The following is a 16,382-nucleotide window of genomic DNA, read 5'->3' as shown; positions in this document are numbered from 1 at the left end:
GGATATACAAAAAGTATATCATTGATAATGTTAGTAAAGCCAGAGGTTAGACTTATGTGTGGGATAGTAGGATATGTAGGAGATAAATCAAATCCTGTTGAAGTTGTTATAGAAGGGCTTAAACAACTCGAATATAGGGGATACGACTCAGCAGGTCTATGTTTTATAAGGGATAGTAAATATGAACTCTACAAAGAAGTAGGCAGAATATCAAATTTAGAAGAGAAACTTAAGAATATTGATATTTCAAACATTAAACCTTTATCGATAGGACATACTAGGTGGGCAACACACGGCGGGGTTACTGTCCCAAATGCACACCCACACATCAGCAATAACGGCAAGGTAGTATTAGTACACAATGGAATAATAGAAAACTACACATTACTCAAAGAAATGCTTATTAAGAAAGGCTACAGATTCTATAGTCAAACAGATACTGAAGTAATAGTAAATCTTATAGAAGAACACATGAAAGAAGGAAATTCTTTTGAAGACGCAGTTATACTTGCAGTAAGCGAACTAAACGGTACCTTCGGATTAGTTGTATCTTATATAGATGAAACAGATAAGATAATAGCTGTCAGAAAAGGTAGCCCTATAGTTATAGGTATAGGAGATAATGAAAGTATAGTAGCATCTGACATAAATGCCATAGTAAAACATACTAGAAATGTTATATACCTGGATGATGGAGAAATAGCAATAATCAAAAAAGATAGTATAATAACAAAGAATTTCACTGGTAAAGATATAAAAAAAGACATATTTGTAATAGATTGGGAAGTAGAACAACTTAACAAAAAAGGCTACCCTCACTATATGTTAAAAGAAATATTCGAGCAGCCAACAGCAATTGAAAATTGTATAAGAGGTAGACTTTTAGAAGATGATGGTAGTGTAAAACTCGGTGGCATATCTAAAATCGAAGGGATAGTACATAAAATAAGAAAGTTTGTTTTTATAGGTTGTGGCACGGCGTACCATGCAGGACTAGTTGGTAAATATCTAATGGAAAACATAGGAGGAACGATATCTGAAGTAGACTATGCTTCAGAATTTAGGTACAGAAACCCAATCGTAGGTCCTAGAGACATTGTAGTGGCAATAACTCAATCTGGAGAAACCATGGATACACTTGAAGCTCTCAAAGAAGCAAAAAGAAAAGGAGCTATAGTAATGGGTGTTGTAAATGTTGTCGGAAGTACAATAGCAAGAGAAGCAGGAACAGGAATATATATACACTCAGGTCCTGAAATAGGTGTTGCTTCAACTAAAGCTTTTACAAACATGTTAGTTGCCCTCACCATGATTAGTGTATTAGTAGGCCGTAAAAAGAGACTTAGCATTTTTGAAGGTAAAGAAATAGTATCTGGACTCAAAAAACTACCAGAACTGGTTGAATATACTCTAAATACCTCAGATAAGATAACAAAAGAATTAGCACAAGAATTCTACAAGAGTAGAAATTTCCTTTACCTTGGAAGACACTACAACTACCCCATAGCACTCGAAGGAGCTCTAAAACTAAAAGAAATATCATATATACATGCAGAAGGATATCCAGCAGCCGAAATGAAACACGGCCCAATAGCATTAATCGACGAAAATATGCCAGTGGTAGTAATAGCTACAAAGGGCTCACTATACGAAAAAATAATAAGTAACATCCAGGAAATAAAAGCAAGAAACGGCAAAGTCATAGCAATCGTCAACGAAAATGACAATGAAGTTTCAAAAATAACAGACTACATTATACCAGTACCCTATGTTATCGAACCACTTTCACCAATAATAAACGTAATACCACTACAACTATTTGCCTATTATGTAGCAACAACGAAAGGACTTGACGTTGATAAACCAAGAAATTTAGCCAAAAGCGTTACAGTAGAGTAACTATATCTCAAAAACCACAACTGATACTGCTGCGAGTTCTGTATGAGATATTGAAATATCAAAACTCTTTACATTAAGACTTTCAAAAACATCCTTGGTTTTACCGTACAAGTTTATATAAGGCTTTCCAGATGAATCATTTAATATTTCAACTTCTTTAAAATTTATGATACCAGTCCCTAGTGCCTTGAAAAACGCCTCTTTACCAGCAAACCTACCAGCAAGATTTAGTAAAAACTTTTCGTGTTTCATCACATATTCTTTTTCTCTCTCAGTCAAAATTCTATCCAAAAACTTTTCACCTCGCCTACTATAAAACTCTCTAACCCTAGATATATCAGTTATGTCAACTCCAACTCTAACCATACCGAAAATACTAAATAACCAATAATCGCTGTTTCAAAAACTTCTGATACAAGTCCACATCATCCTAAAAAACAGGATTAAAAAACTCAGTTCCATAAAATCCAGTAATTTACTTTACATACAACATTTAGAATATTGAATTATAGTAACATGATAGTTATTCTAAATCAAAATTTGATTATGGGTAAAAATTGATTTTTATCTAAAAACATTTTTACAATTCTAGGGACAGGAGGTAAAGATGAATAGAAGAATAGTAGTAACTGGCCTAGGAGTTGTTACTAGTCTTGGATTAGAAGTAGACGAATACTTTGATAATCTTATCAATGGCAAATCTGGAATATCATTACTTGAGATAGAAGATTTAGATCATGATTCACCTTCAAAAATAGGAGGACAAGTTAAAAATTTTGACGCTGAATCTTTTTTAGATAAAAAAGTAGTAAGAAGAACTGATAGATATACCCATTTTGGAATATATGCTGCACAAAAAGCAGTTGAAGATTCTGGGCTTCTTAACTACTCTAACCTTGATAAAGAAAGAGTTGGTGTTATAATAGGATCTGGTATTGGTGGCGGTTTACAGTTTTACAACAACTCTGTGAAGTTTTTTCAGGAAGGCAGAAGAAAAGTAAATCCTAACTTTATTTCGATGTCTATAATTGATACAGCTTCTGCTTATGTTTCAATTCAATATGGATTTAGAGGGCCTAACTATTCAGCTGTTTCAGCTTGTGCTTCTTCAAACCACTCAATAATAGCATCAATAATGCATATACTTATTGGTGATGCAGATGTTATGATAACAGGTGGATCAGAAGCATCTTTAAACGGCCTTTGTATATCAGGTTTTACTCAAATAGATGCCTTGTCAACTAGAAACGATGCTCCTGAAAAAGCTTCAAGGCCTTTTGATAAAAATAGAGATGGATTTGTAATTGCTGAAGGCGCAGGAATACTCGTAATAGAAGCTCTAGATCATGCTCTCAAAAGAGGAGCTAAAATATATGCAGAAATAGTTGGATACGGTACTAGCGGAGATGCCTACCATCATGTTGCTCCTTGTTCTGACGGATCAGGAGCTTCCATCGCAATGAGAAACGCTATAAATATGGCAAAAATATCACCTACTGAAGTTCAGCTCATAAACACTCACGGAACATCCACACCACTAGGAGACAAAGCCGAAATCTTAGCAATAAAAAATGTCTTTGGAGATCATGCATACAAACTAAAAATTAACTCAACAAAATCCATGATAGGACATACTCTAGGTGCTGCAGGTGGGGTAGAAGCAGTAGCAGTAGCTAAAATGCTCGAAACGGGCAAAATACACCCAACTATAAATCAAGAAGAACCTGATCCTGAATGCGACCTTGATGTTGTACCTAATAAAGCTATTGAAATGGATGTAGAATACGCTATCTCAAACTCTTTTGGGTTTGGAGGACATAACGCAAGTATACTATTCAGAAAATGGAGAGGTAAATAACAGACTACTCGTAAATTCCACTTTCAACCACATTTCCAACCTCTATATCATTAAAATACATCCATGCGTTAACGATTCTGCCATCTTCAAGTATTACGTCAACCTTTTCCCTATAATACCAACAGGGATGTTTCTCTAATCTGTCTAACATATCTAATGTGTTTCGATCAATACAGTACACCTCTCCATATATATTACTTACACGATCCCTTTTACTAACATAAGGTATTATATCAACATACATAACATACTTATCTTTAGTCTTACCTCTACCAACAAATTTAGCATCCTTTATCATTCTATGGTTATGAAATCCCTTTTTCAAAGTTCCATAAACAAAAATCAGTATTTCATCTTCCTTAACATCATAGTAGCTAAATTTGTAGTTCATAATCTATACAAATTTACATAATAAATATAAAAAAAATAACACTGCTCGGCAAATAATTACACAATTTATATCCTATGCTTCATCATGATATACCACCTTGACAAATTTTCTACAAGTATTTACTATTATACTGTTGGATGTAATATATGGTAGAAACCAAGATCGTAGCAAAGTGGTGGAAGAAAGAAGGAAACAAAGTAAGATGTTACTTATGCCCAAGATACTGTTTAATAGGCGATGGAAAAACTGGCTTTTGTTTTATAAGAAAAAACGAAGGAGGAATACTATACTCTCTAGGATATGCTAGACCTGTAGCAATTAACATAGACCCTATCGAGAAAAAACCACTGTTTCACTTCTTACCAGGAACGAATATACTATCGTTAGGTACAGCAGGATGTAATCTTGGCTGTTTATTTTGTCAAAACTGGGATATTTCAAAAGCAAAACTTGATCAAGTAAAAAGCATCTACATGTCACCAGAAAAAATAGTTGAAATAGCATTGTCATATAAAACTCCAAGCATAGCATTTACCTACAACGAACCAACAATAATAGGAGAGTATATAATCGAAACAGCAAAAATTGCTAGAAAATACGGTATTAAAATAGTTATGGTATCAAATGGATACATATCAAAAGAAGCATTCTATGATATATATCAGTACGTTGATGGAGCTAATATAGATCTCAAAGCAATAACAGAAATATTCTACAATAGAATAACTCTATCACATCTAGAACCAGTCAAAGAAACTCTCAAAAGGCTAAAAGAGTTAGGCAATGTCTGGTTTGAAATAACAAATCTCATCATACCTACACTTAACGATAGCTTGAAAGAATTTGAAGAACTATCAGAGTGGATACTAGATAACTTAGGTGACTCTGTACCATTACATTTTACTGCATTCCACCCTGACTATAAACTCAATAACTTACCTAGAACTCCAAAAGAAACACTCATCAAGGCTAGAAATATAGCAATTCAAAAAGGTATAAAGTACGTGTATACGGGTAATGTATGGTATGAAGAAGGTAGTACAACCTATTGCCCAGATTGTAAAGAACCTCTAATCATAAGATCTTGGCACGATGTTTTGAAAAACAAAATAAAAGACAACAAGTGTCCTAAATGTAGAAGAAAAATTGACGGGCTATGGAATTAGATTTTTATTCAAAACAAATCTACCTTATCCAGTATTTCTAAAATTCTCTTAACAATAAATCAGGTTTTTGAATCTTAAGAATGAAATAGAATAAAATAACTTCTATGAAGAAAACCTTCAAAAAGAAACTTGGAGTTAATATAGATCATATCGCAACATTAAGACAAGCTAGAAAATCATCAGAACCTGACCCTGTATCGGTTATACCAATTATCGAACTCGCAGGAGCAGATGGAATTACGCTACATTTACGAGAGGATAGAAGGCATATTCAAGATAGAGATGTATACCTGTCTAAACAAATCATTAAAACCTCTATGAATTTAGAAATGTCGATAAACGACGAGATTGTCAAGATAGCCCTTGATGTAATACCAAATGAAGTTTGTATAGTACCAGAACGACGCGAAGAGATAACAACTGAAGGTGGATTAAAGATAAAACCTATTAAACACAGACTCGAAGATGTTATAAAATCACTAAAATCAAAAGGAATTGTAGTTAGTCTCTTTGTTGAACCTGATATTGAAGCTATTGACCTCTCAAAAGAAGTGGGAGCAGACTATATCGAAATACATACAGGTAAATATGCCAACTCTGCAGGAGATAACCAAATTCTAGAACTTGACAAGATAAGAACAGCAGCAGAGTACGCTAGCAAAATCGGTCTAAGGGTAAATGCAGGACATGGTCTCAATTATAAGAATACGTACGATATAGCTAGTATACCAGAAATTGAAACCCTAAATATAGGACACAGCATAATAAGTAGATCAATATATGTTGGAATAAGACAAGCAGTTATAGAAATGAAAGATATCATACTAAGAGCATACTACGATTTAGTGTCTTTTAAAAAATAACAAAAACTATAAGAATATATTGTCTTAACACATTACGTTAATGTATGAATAGTACAACGTTACATCGGTGCTTTTCCAAGATAATCCTAAACTCCAACGGAATCTATGAATAAACTAATAATACTACGAAGTAATTCAATAAATTAACTCATAGCTTTCTCATAGAATTAATTTGCAAAGACTCTAAACATAGTAGTATAATAATTATAGTAACGCGGGGTAGAGCAGTCCGGTAGCTCGCTGGGCTCATAACCCAGAGGTCGTTGGTTCAAATCCAACCCCCGCAAATGTTTTCAAATTCTATATCTCATTGTACTCGTTTTCTACTTTTACTATCTATTTTTCTAATCTTTTCTAATCCATTAACAGCTAAAAAATCAGATGTTCCAAAAAACATCATAATAATGATAGGTGACGGAATGGGATTAGGTGCTATATCAGCATACTACCTAGCAAACACAAACGCAAATCTATCCAAGTTCAAAAAAATAGGCTTAATGTCAACATATGCTGAAGGTTCTCTAGTAACAGATTCCGCAGCAAGTGGTACAGCACTTTCAACAGGATACAAAACTAAAAACGGACATATAGCAACACTACCAGATGGTAAAATAGTACCAACAGTAATGGAAGTAGCAAAGAAAAAGGGCAAAGTCACAGGAATAATAGTAACTTGTAGTATTACTCATGCAACACCAGCAACCTTTTATGCACATGTAAGTTCAAGGTTAAATGAAACAGAAATAGCAACATTCGTAACAAATCAAACTATAGATTTATTCATAGGAGGAGGACTATCATTCTTTTTACCAACTACAACTACCATACCATCGCAAAGTACATACTCAGAGGAAACAAACCAACAACCAACAGCAACAAGTAACTTGGTAGATATTCTATTAAAGCTAGGTTACAACATAATTACCAACTACGAAGATCTAAAAAACTATAATCCAGCAAAATTCGAGAAAATATTAGCACTTTTGGAACCTATCCATTTACCACCAATATTAAGCGGTAACAGAAAAACAACTCTAGCAGAAATGACAAAAAAGTCTCTGGATCTATTGTCAAAAAACAAAGAAGGATTCATCCTAATGGTTGAAGGATCCCAAATAGATTGGGAAGCCCACGCAAACAACCATAAAGGATTAATAGAGGAAATGAGAGATTTTGACAACGCAGTAGGAATAGCAATTGATTTTGTACTAAAAAACCCAGACACTCTTTTGATAGTAACTTCAGACCACGAAACAGGTGGAGTTAGCATAATAGGAGGCGTTTTAAATAAATTATCAACCATTCGTTTTGCCTCAAAAGATCATACTGCAGAACTAGTACCAATATTCTCAATAGGACTTGGAAGTGATAACTTTATAGGATTTATTGATAATACATTTGTAGGTAAAAAATTAATAGAATTTTTACAGAATTAGTACCCTTATCAAAAATCTAATCTTTATCTAGTCCCACTTAATAAATAGCCTATCACTGAAACCATAAATTAAATAGTCTCATCTAACAACACTTTCACGAGATCTTTTAAAACCCAATACCCAAATTAATGTATTTTGATTTGCAAGTACCTCCAATAACATAATTCTAAAGAAGATTACAAAAGAGGTTGAGTATGAGGTTTATTAACTTGTTGCTTATATTACTTTTAGTTTTCATAGTTTCTTGTTCAAGACCTAATTTAAAGAATGAAGAGACAATAGTTCTAACTCTTTCTCAAGAACCGCAGACATTTAATCCTGTATCATCTCTAGACTTATATTCTTCAACTATTATAAGTTTTATATACGATAGTCTTTTTGAAGTTGACCAAAACTTAAATTTCGTACCAAAAATAGTCAAAGAATATTCTGTATCATCAGATTCAAAAGTTTTCAGATTTAGGCTAAGAGAAGATGCTAAATGGCAAGATGGTACTCCTATAACAGCAGATGACATAATATATACTTTTTCAATGATAACAAATCCAATTTCAAAAGCATTCAACAAAGTTGCCCAATATAAAGACGTAGAGTACGTTAAAAAAATAGATAGTTTAACATTTGAAGTTAAGTATAAACAACCTTACGCACCAGCACTCGAGAGTTGGGCTATGACACCAATACCCAAGCACATATTTGAAAAGGAAGATTTTCATAATACTAAATACAACTCATTTCCCATAGGAAGTGGAGCTTACGAGGTTAAAAAAGTAGTTCCAGGACAATACATAATACTTGAGAAGACAACAAACTACTGGGATAAAAACAATGAACCAAACATAAAGAAAATAGTATTTAGGATAATCAAAGATCCAACCGTGGAATTCAATGCTTTGAAAGTAGGAGAAACTGATTTAGCAGGTATAAGACCAATCGACTGGATAAATCAAGTAGAACAAGATTGGTTTAAAACAAAATTCAACAGTTTCAAGTATTATACACTCAACATATCCCAAATAGCATTAAACTTAAGAAATGAAATATTATCTGACAAACTAGTTAGAAAAGCTTTGGCACATGCTATAAATAAAGAGGAAATAAAAAATAACGTATATTTTGGACTAGCAGAACCACTCTCTGGACCATTTCCACCTAATAGTTGGGCATATAATCCAAATGTAGATGACTATGAATTTTCTTTAGATAAATCTATAGAATATCTCGAAAAAGCAGGATGGAAAGACACGGACGGAGATGGAATAAGAGATAAAAATGGTAAGAAATTATCTCTTGAGCTTATAATACCCCAAGGTAGTGAAACTGGAATAAAAATAGGTGAAATATTCAAAGAAACACTCAAAAAAATAGGTGTAGAATTAAACGTAAGAATCATGGAATGGTCAATGGTTACAAAAACTATAGATAGTAGAACTTTCGAAATGGTCATGTTTGGATGGTCTCTTTCAATTGATCCTGATCCCTACGACATATGGCATTCATCCCAAATAAAAGGTGGTATTAACTATGTAAGTTACTCAAATCCTGAAGTCGATAAACTTTGCGAGATAGGAAGAAAAATATTTAATAGAGAAGAAAGGAAAAAGATATATTCAAAAATTCACAAGATTATAAACGATGACTTACCATACTTGTTTTTATTTTCAAGAGCATCTCTAGTAGGAGCTGATAAACGAGTTAGTAACATAGATCCTTCAACAGCAGGAATATATTGGAACTTCAATACCTGGAAGCTTATAACACCACAATAATAACTTTAGTTTATTAAAAATGACATTATAAACTTCTTTACTAACTTTACAACCAGAAGGTCCATAAATTCATTCTATATAACCAAACTTCTACAAACATATACTTGAAATTCCAATTTGAAGATATAAAAATTTTGTATATGAAGTTTGTTCCTTCTTATTTAAAGCTTAGCAAGAACGAGTTAAGAGAAAAAGCGGATAGATTATTTGAAATGCTAAAAGAATGCTCGATTTGTCCTCGACTGTGTAAGGTTATCAGAACAAACGGACAAAAAGGTTTTTGTAAGGTAGGCTGTTATCCTATGGTATATTCATACACACCACACTTCGGAGAGGAAGATATACTAGTAGGTAGAAGAGGATCTGGAACAATATTCTTCACAGGATGTAACATCTCGTGCGTATACTGCCAAAACTATGAAATATCTCAACTTATGAGAGGTAAAGAAGTAGATTTCGAAACATTAGCAGATATGATGATCGAGCTACAAGATTTAGGATGCCATAATATAAATTTTGTCACACCAACACATCAAATCCCCCAAATACTAAAATCACTTGAAGTAGCAATCGAAAAAGGATTAAATATTCCTTTAGTATATAACTCAAGTGGATACGATTCAACCGAAGTTTTGAAGATATTGGATGGTATATTTGATATATACATGCCAGACATTAAGTACTCCAACAACACCTTTGCTGAGAAATATTCTTTCGCCCCAAACTATTTTGAAATAGCAAAATCAGCAGTTAGAGAAATGTACAGACAAGTTGGTGATTTAGTAGTCGAAAATGGTATTGCATTGAGAGGGCTTATAGTTAGGCATTTAGTCCTACCAAAAGGCATAGCAGGATCATACGAAGTTCTAAAATTCATATCCGAAGAAATTTCAACTAATACTTTTATCAATATAATGAAGCAATACAGACCCCTTTTCAAAGCATACAAATACAACGAAATATCAAGAAGAATATACGAAGAAGAACTCTATGAAGTAGTAAATATAGCAAAAGAAATGGGTTTTAAAAGAATATACTTGTAATCCTTTATATAAACATCCTGGTTTCTTTCATGTACTTTGAATAATCTTCTTCTCAACTACTGCTCTAATAACGAATACTATTGTTGAAAACATCGCAATAAATATCGAAGGTTGTATATACTGAAAACTATACCTATAAAATACTATAATCCCCCAGTTATAGCTCGGATTTCCTATATATTTTTTAAACCCTTTCATGATAGTTTTCTTCTCAGTAGAAATATCTATACTAGAAGTAAAGTGTTACCTAACCTCATAATAACAGAAAGCCTAACTTAAACTTTTACAATCACTATCAAATTATCCATGAATTGAACTATTCTAAACTCTCTACTTCTCTAAATCGCTCTAAGACCTTCAGGTGCAATTGCCAAAACAACTCCAGTAAGTATAAAGAAATATTATTATAAATTTACTCTTCAGATCTAAAACTTTCGAATAAAAATTCTTCCTAAGAAAAAACACATAAAAATCCATTAACTACCAACAAAACTCTAAAAAACCATCTTACTTACTAGAGATACAACTTCATCCATACTCCTACTTGCAAATTCAAATTAGAAAAAATTAAACAACACTTTAAAAAATATTAATACACATACAGAAAAATTCATACAGATTAACAATACTGGTATAAACTAAACAGTTTTCAAATAGTAATTTGAATTAAGTACTTTATAGTACTCTTCTGCATGATTTCTTAGTTGTTCTCTTAACTTCTTGATATTAATTCTCTCTTTCACTGAGATAAACAGAGCATCTGGATATGATTCTGAAAATTTGTTTATTAGATCCAAATTTTCAACGAGATCAACTTTATTGAAAACATAAAGTGTTTTCGGAAGTTCCAATTTGTCTTCTCTAAATATTTTAGAAAGTATCTCATCAACAACTCTCATTTTATCTTCAGCAAACTTTGAAGATATATCAACAAGGTGTATTAGTAAATTCGACTGCTTAACAACTTCAAGAGTTGAATAAAAAGATTCAACAAGTTGTGGTGGAAGATCTTCAATAAATCCTACGGTATCAGTTATTGTCATCTCTACTCCTTCGATAACAAGTCTCTTTGTTTTAGTATCCAATGTCGAGAATAACTTATTTTCTTCCAACACATTTGCCTTTGTTAGAAGATTCATAAGAGATGATTTACCACTATTGGTATATCCTACTATTGAAACATTAAAAACTCCAAACCTAGAAGAAAGTTGATTTTTTCTATGCTTCTTAATATCCTCTATTTTCTTTTTAAGAGTTCTAATTCTTTCCTTTATATGTCTTTTCATAACTTCCGTTTTTCTTTCACCAGGTCCTCTCAAACCTATTCCACCTTTTATCTGTTCCATTTCTTTACCTATACCATAAAGTCTAGGTAACTCAACCTGAAGTGAAGCCAATTCTACCTGCAATTTCGATTCAAGACTAACAGCATGTTCCTTAAATATCATCAGTATAAGATCAACCTTAGTAATCACCTTCTTACCAAACTCTATCTCTAAATTCCTTATGTGAACTGGCGAAAGATTATTGTAGAATACTATATATTCAACTTGATCTAATACTCTTAATTCCTTTACTTCCTCGACTTTACCTTTCGTTATGTAAAAAGCAGGATCTACATCTCTAAGGTTTATTACAAGTAAATCAACAATATACCAAGATAGAGTTTTAACAAGGCTTTTTATTTCATCCAACCTACTCTTAAGTAACTCTTGGTCCATTCTTTTTAAGTCTTTGATAGCATAAACTACTAAACATTTCATAATTATATACTAAACAAACAACAAATAAAAATCAAAAACATATTTCAAAACAAACTCTAATCTCGACAAAACAGTAACATAAAAAATGCTATACCCCTGTTTAAGAGAAACATAAAAAAATTGAAATACACAATCGAGTTGAAGAATAAGGGGACGAAGAAACGTCCCCTTAAACAAACTTAATAACCCGCAGGAGCGTAGACTGCATATCCGTAAGGTGCAGCCCAAAGATCTGTATAACCACTTCCATCAGTCCATTTATTTTGAGGTCTCGCAGTATCTTTTCCATCCCAAGCATAGACATTTAGTTCAGTATTGGCCCACTTTGTCTTAACTCTTGCTCCTTTCCATTGTACTCCATTATCATTTATCACTATCACAAGCCCTGGATTGGAACCATAACCATTTCTTTGTGCTATGTATAGATCGTTATCAGCATATAGAATAGTTGTTGATCCACCAGCAAGTCTCCAATGAACCCATAATAACTGTTGAATACCTCTAGCAGTACCCCTTCTAGCAAGCCCGTAGTCATAATAATCTTTCCACCAAACTGTCGGATCTCCTTCCGCAGTTAGTATGTATGCATAGGCCATCATCTTATTCTGTATTATTGGATCAGTGTCATGATTTGCAACAAACGTAACAGCTTTAGTAGGCCTAATACCTACAAGTCCGGCAAACTGTAACCCTCTCATATCATAATAGCCATTACCCAAAGCCATATCTCTAAGAACATACAACAAAGAAAAGTCAAATGTCTTAACATTTGCTCTATTCGCACTATCAACCCACCAAGCAAGAGTATCTCTATTACCATCCCAATACTCTCCTACTATGAATGGTTGCCCTGTATTATCATATATATAAGCAGCTACCCAAGGTGCAAACCCTTTTGTATAGTCAAGTCTCCAGAAGTCAAATCCAGCATTAGCACTATTTCTTAGCCAGTTAAGCCACGCTATTATGTTGGTTTTAACATAAGTCTTATCATGACATACATCAGGATATCCTCCAAATACCCCACTATCACTACTATGAATATCATTAGGATGGAAATCCCAATAACTCATCTTAAATCTACCACTAGCAACTTTAGAAAAATCAGTCCAAGTATTACCTCCAGTAAAAGGATTATACTGAGAATCCCCTCCAGCTCTGTGATTTAAAACTATATCTGCCATAGCTTTCATACCATAAGACTTTATGCTTGATATTAAACTTCTTAACTGAGATTGAGTACCAAACCTCGTAGCAACGGTCCCCTTTTGATTGTATTGACCTAAATCATAATAATCATAAGGATCATAACCCATTGAATAACCACCATTCATTGCCTTAGATGGAGGTGGAAGATATATAACCTCAATTTTATCAGCAGCAAGCTCAGCAACTTTACCTTGAACAGTTGTATACCATCCATTTGGAACATCCCAGTAGAATGCTTGGAATACTCTCCAAGCACTAACATCATAAACCAATGCTAGCGACATCAACATCACTAGCATTAGCATCACTAAACTAAACTTCTTCATAATCTACCTCCTGATCCCAACAGGGATCACAAACTAATTTCATACAAATAACATGCCATAAATATTAAAAACTTCTCAAATTAAAAACTGTGTCAAGAACAAAATATTACTAATAAAAAACCAAAATATTTTGGTTACATAACCTAAACATATAGTAAAACAAATAAGTAAAAGGATAATCAACAAAAAAGATATTAAAATTGCACCAAATCTGCACTAATAACCTCTTTATTTTGTGCACAATGGTGCAACAATAAAAAATTGGAGGTAAAAAATCAGTAAGCTATATTTAAAGTTCATACGAATTTATTACTTTGAAGACTGCTGTAATTATTCCAAAACATGCTGTTAAATAGAGGTTTTATAAAATATAAACTTAGATATCTTATGTATTGCATCAACATTTAGTTCTGTAAAAACCAAAACTGCTAAGTGTTTCTCCGGTATTTTAGCTTTTAATTTACCTTTCACATAAGTATCTTCATTTCGCAACACTATTCTTATTTCAAAGACTTCATCGCTTGGTACTAGTTTATCTTCATACTTTAAAGAATAAGAAAAAGCCAATCCACCAATACTCAAATCAGATATACTACCGATGACTCTAACACCTGATGAAAGGGTAAAATCAACAGTACCTTCACCTTCATTTAGTTGGACACGAACAACTTTTCTTTCTGGGGGAGCACCTTTGAAGTTTTGATATGCTTTGGATAGCACATTAAAGATGATACCAGTTTTGAGTGGCTTCTGTAAAAAACCCATAACACCTAGTTTTAGATACTCATACACTTCAGCTTGACTATGTATGTCTATATACAAGACAATCGCAGCTCTTACATTTAGAGCTTTTATTGCATCTAGGAAACTCACAACGTCGTACTTGCTTATAACTTCAACTACTACAACATCAACACTAGTTATTTTATCACCGAGTTTTTTTAAGATTTCCGATATATTTTCACACCACAGTATTTCTATGCCTCTTGGTATAAGTTCAGAAATAAAAGCATCTCTAACAATCCTAGAAGGTGATATTAGCAATACTTTCATACAAATTATTTAATTCTTTCAAACATATCTACAAACAATCTTACACCAAAACCTGTACCCCCTTTCGATATATAAAATTTTTCCTTATCAGTGTATGCAACACCAGCTATATCCAGATGAGCCCATGGATAATCAACAAACTTTTTCATAAATACTGCTGCAGTTATAGCACCAGCGTATCTATTACCTACATTTTTCACATCTGCAAAATTACTTTTAATATACTCGTCGTAATCTTCCCATAGAGGCAATTCCCAAACTCTTTCAGAAGTTCTTTCTGAAGATTCTTTTATTAGTTGCTTTAACTTTTCATCATTTCCCATAAGTCCTGCTGCTTCATGACCTAGAGCCACAACACAAGCACCTGTAAGCGTGGCAATATCTATTACGAAATCAGGCTTATACTTCTTAACATACTCAAGAGCATCAGCTAGGATAAGTCTACCTTCCGCATCGGTATTTACTATTTCAACAAATATTCCTCCCATACTCTTGACAATATCTCCTGGTTTTGTCGCTTTACCGCTCGGCATATTTTCAGTAAGAGGAGTTATACCAACTACATTAACGTTAAGCTTTAATTTAGCTATTGTTACCATAGTTGCTATAACTGCTGCTGCACCGCTCATATCAAATTTCATTTCTTCCATTCTATCAGATGGTTTTAGAGAAATACCACCTGTATCAAAAGTTATACCTTTCCCCAGAAGTCCATACCATTTGTCTCCACCTCCTTCATATTCCATGATAACAAATTTTGGTTCCTCTTCACTTCCTCTAGCAACAGCAAGATACAAATTCATACCCATCTCCTCAGCTTCTTTTTTATCTATAATTTTAACCTTTACACCAACTTTTTCACATTCCATCTTTGCAATCTGAGAAATATAAGTAGGAGTAGCAACATTTGAAGGCAAGTTCTGAAGCTTTCTTGCCAAAAATACTCCATCAACAACCACTTTAACCCTATCAGCAATTCTATCAAAATCTATATCTAAATTTGGTTTCAAAACATAAGCTTTTTCTAAACTAGTTTTCTTATCGCTTTCCTTTTTTGAAATAAATTCCTCAAATTTATATGTACCTAAAAGTAGTCCTTCAATCAATGCTTTAAAAGGAAGTGATTTATCACTACTTCTGTTCACCCCCTTGCTAAACCAATTAGCATAAATCAAGACAGAGCTATAATTATATTTAGAAGCATTCTTAGAAATCACGCTACCTAGTTTCCTAATAGTTTCAGTGTTAAACTTATCTCTTTTTTCAGCACCTATGACTATTATTTTTTTAAATCTTACGTTTTTTGGCAAAGCTGGCTTAGGTATCACAACAACTTCACCGATTTTTGAGTTGAAACCTTCTGATTTTATAACCTCATTAACCAATCTAGTTATAGTAGGATTGATAACTTTCTTTATATCTTCATTTTCAAAAGAAAACACAACTAAAGCATCTGCTTCCTGACTTACAAAATCTTTAAAAGACTTTACAAATACATCCATACTACTTCCTCCACGATTATTATCATAATAGATAAATACACTCCTTGACAAGAAACAAACTTTTCAGCTTTAAGCAGGACCTAACAAATTAGGCAAAATTCTAT

General features: G+C 33.0%; 14 protein-coding genes and 1 tRNA gene. 8 read left to right on the top strand and 7 right to left on the bottom strand.

What is annotated here, in order from left to right; genetic code table 11:
- Positions 1–27: 27 nt before the first annotated feature.
- Positions 28–1,899 carry a glutamine--fructose-6-phosphate transaminase (isomerizing) gene (glmS, locus tag N2712_00360; GenBank protein MCX8028433.1) on the top strand — a complete coding sequence of 624 codons (1,872 nt, stop codon included), beginning with the start codon at positions 28–30 and terminating at the stop codon, positions 1,897–1,899.
- Here the strand turns inward: glmS and acpS are convergent, their stop codons facing one another.
- Positions 1,900–2,265, bottom strand: a complete 366-nt coding sequence (acpS, locus tag N2712_00355) for a holo-ACP synthase (GenBank protein MCX8028432.1) — start codon at positions 2,263–2,265, stop codon at positions 1,900–1,902.
- A gap of 241 nt (positions 2,266–2,506) precedes the next feature.
- On the opposite strand from acpS, the gene fabF reads away from it, so the two are divergent.
- Positions 2,507–3,757 (top strand): beta-ketoacyl-ACP synthase II, encoded by a 1,251-nt coding sequence (fabF, locus tag N2712_00350; GenBank protein MCX8028431.1) that lies wholly within the window; start codon positions 2,507–2,509, stop codon positions 3,755–3,757.
- Positions 3,758–3,761: 4 nt separating this feature from the next.
- Here fabF and N2712_00345 read toward each other — a convergent pair whose 3' ends face one another.
- Positions 3,762–4,148: a gamma-glutamylcyclotransferase gene (locus tag N2712_00345; GenBank protein MCX8028430.1), complete on the bottom strand. Its 387-nt coding sequence runs from the start codon at positions 4,146–4,148 to the stop codon at positions 3,762–3,764.
- A gap of 146 nt (positions 4,149–4,294) precedes the next feature.
- Between N2712_00345 and amrS the strand changes: the two genes are divergently transcribed.
- The 6 genes from amrS (at position 4,295) to N2712_00315 (ending at position 10,425) form a co-directional block, all read left to right on the top strand.
- Positions 4,295–5,314, top strand: coding sequence for an AmmeMemoRadiSam system radical SAM enzyme (gene amrS, locus N2712_00340; GenBank protein ID MCX8028429.1), 1,020 nt, complete (start codon positions 4,295–4,297; stop codon positions 5,312–5,314).
- A 104-nt stretch (positions 5,315–5,418) separates the two neighbouring features.
- Complete coding sequence (locus tag N2712_00335) at positions 5,419–6,177, top strand: pyridoxine 5'-phosphate synthase (protein MCX8028428.1); 759 nt, start codon at positions 5,419–5,421, stop codon at positions 6,175–6,177.
- Positions 6,178–6,390: 213 nt separating this feature from the next.
- Positions 6,391–6,464: transfer RNA gene (locus tag N2712_00330), tRNA-Met, on the top strand.
- On the top strand, positions 6,465–7,613 hold the full coding sequence (locus N2712_00325; protein ID MCX8028427.1) for an alkaline phosphatase: 1,149 nt from the start codon (positions 6,465–6,467) through the stop codon (positions 7,611–7,613).
- Between the two features lie 194 nt (positions 7,614–7,807).
- On the top strand, positions 7,808–9,382 hold the full coding sequence (locus N2712_00320; GenBank protein MCX8028426.1) for a peptide-binding protein: 1,575 nt from the start codon (positions 7,808–7,810) through the stop codon (positions 9,380–9,382).
- Positions 9,383–9,522: 140 nt separating this feature from the next.
- A complete protein-coding gene (locus N2712_00315) occupies positions 9,523–10,425 on the top strand; it encodes a radical SAM protein (protein ID MCX8028425.1) in 903 nt (300 codons plus the stop codon).
- Positions 10,426–10,452: 27 nt separating this feature from the next.
- On the opposite strand, the gene N2712_00310 is transcribed toward N2712_00315, so the two are convergent.
- From N2712_00310 to N2712_00290, 5 genes are all read right to left on the bottom strand, one after another.
- Complete coding sequence (locus N2712_00310) at positions 10,453–10,623, bottom strand: hypothetical protein (protein MCX8028424.1); 171 nt, start codon at positions 10,621–10,623, stop codon at positions 10,453–10,455.
- Positions 10,624–11,063: 440 nt separating this feature from the next.
- Positions 11,064–12,188 carry a GTPase HflX gene (gene hflX / locus N2712_00305; GenBank protein MCX8028423.1) on the bottom strand — a complete coding sequence of 375 codons (1,125 nt, stop codon included), beginning with the start codon at positions 12,186–12,188 and terminating at the stop codon, positions 11,064–11,066.
- A gap of 179 nt (positions 12,189–12,367) precedes the next feature.
- On the bottom strand, positions 12,368–13,723 hold the full coding sequence (locus tag N2712_00300) for an alpha-amylase family glycosyl hydrolase (protein ID MCX8028422.1): 1,356 nt from the start codon (positions 13,721–13,723) through the stop codon (positions 12,368–12,370).
- A gap of 348 nt (positions 13,724–14,071) precedes the next feature.
- On the bottom strand, positions 14,072–14,776 hold the full coding sequence (locus N2712_00295; GenBank protein ID MCX8028421.1) for a hypothetical protein: 705 nt from the start codon (positions 14,774–14,776) through the stop codon (positions 14,072–14,074).
- 5 nt (positions 14,777–14,781) lie between these two features.
- On the bottom strand, positions 14,782–16,278 hold the full coding sequence (locus N2712_00290; GenBank protein MCX8028420.1) for a leucyl aminopeptidase: 1,497 nt from the start codon (positions 16,276–16,278) through the stop codon (positions 14,782–14,784).
- Between the last annotated feature and the right edge of the window lie 104 nt (positions 16,279–16,382).

The organism is Brevinematales bacterium (assembly GCA_026415355.1).
Taxonomy (GTDB): domain Bacteria; phylum Spirochaetota; class Brevinematia; order DTOW01; family DTOW01; genus SKYB106.
The sequence above is the reverse complement of the archived record's forward strand: the minus strand, read 5'-3'. Positions and strand labels throughout refer to the sequence as shown.

What these genes read in the sequence shown, in the direction of transcription:
- glmS (MCX8028433.1), top strand. Translation starts at nt 28, where the DNA reads ATGTTAGTAAAGCCAGAGGTTAGACTTATGTGTGGGATAGTAGGATAT.
- acpS (MCX8028432.1), bottom strand. Translation starts at nt 2,265, where the DNA reads ATGGTTAGAGTTGGAGTTGACATAACTGATATATCTAGGGTTAGAGAG.
- fabF (MCX8028431.1), top strand. Translation starts at nt 2,507, where the DNA reads ATGAATAGAAGAATAGTAGTAACTGGCCTAGGAGTTGTTACTAGTCTT.
- N2712_00345 (MCX8028430.1), bottom strand. Translation starts at nt 4,148, where the DNA reads ATGAACTACAAATTTAGCTACTATGATGTTAAGGAAGATGAAATACTG.
- amrS (MCX8028429.1), top strand. Translation starts at nt 4,295, where the DNA reads ATGGTAGAAACCAAGATCGTAGCAAAGTGGTGGAAGAAAGAAGGAAAC.
- N2712_00335 (MCX8028428.1), top strand. Translation starts at nt 5,419, where the DNA reads ATGAAGAAAACCTTCAAAAAGAAACTTGGAGTTAATATAGATCATATC.
- N2712_00325 (MCX8028427.1), top strand. Translation starts at nt 6,465, where the DNA reads ATGTTTTCAAATTCTATATCTCATTGTACTCGTTTTCTACTTTTACTA.
- N2712_00320 (MCX8028426.1), top strand. Translation starts at nt 7,808, where the DNA reads ATGAGGTTTATTAACTTGTTGCTTATATTACTTTTAGTTTTCATAGTT.
- N2712_00315 (MCX8028425.1), top strand. Translation starts at nt 9,523, where the DNA reads ATGAAGTTTGTTCCTTCTTATTTAAAGCTTAGCAAGAACGAGTTAAGA.
- N2712_00310 (MCX8028424.1), bottom strand. Translation starts at nt 10,623, where the DNA reads ATGAAAGGGTTTAAAAAATATATAGGAAATCCGAGCTATAACTGGGGG.
- hflX (MCX8028423.1), bottom strand. Translation starts at nt 12,188, where the DNA reads ATGAAATGTTTAGTAGTTTATGCTATCAAAGACTTAAAAAGAATGGAC.
- N2712_00300 (MCX8028422.1), bottom strand. Translation starts at nt 13,723, where the DNA reads ATGAAGAAGTTTAGTTTAGTGATGCTAATGCTAGTGATGTTGATGTCG.
- N2712_00295 (MCX8028421.1), bottom strand. Translation starts at nt 14,776, where the DNA reads ATGAAAGTATTGCTAATATCACCTTCTAGGATTGTTAGAGATGCTTTT.
- N2712_00290 (MCX8028420.1), bottom strand. Translation starts at nt 16,278, where the DNA reads ATGGATGTATTTGTAAAGTCTTTTAAAGATTTTGTAAGTCAGGAAGCA.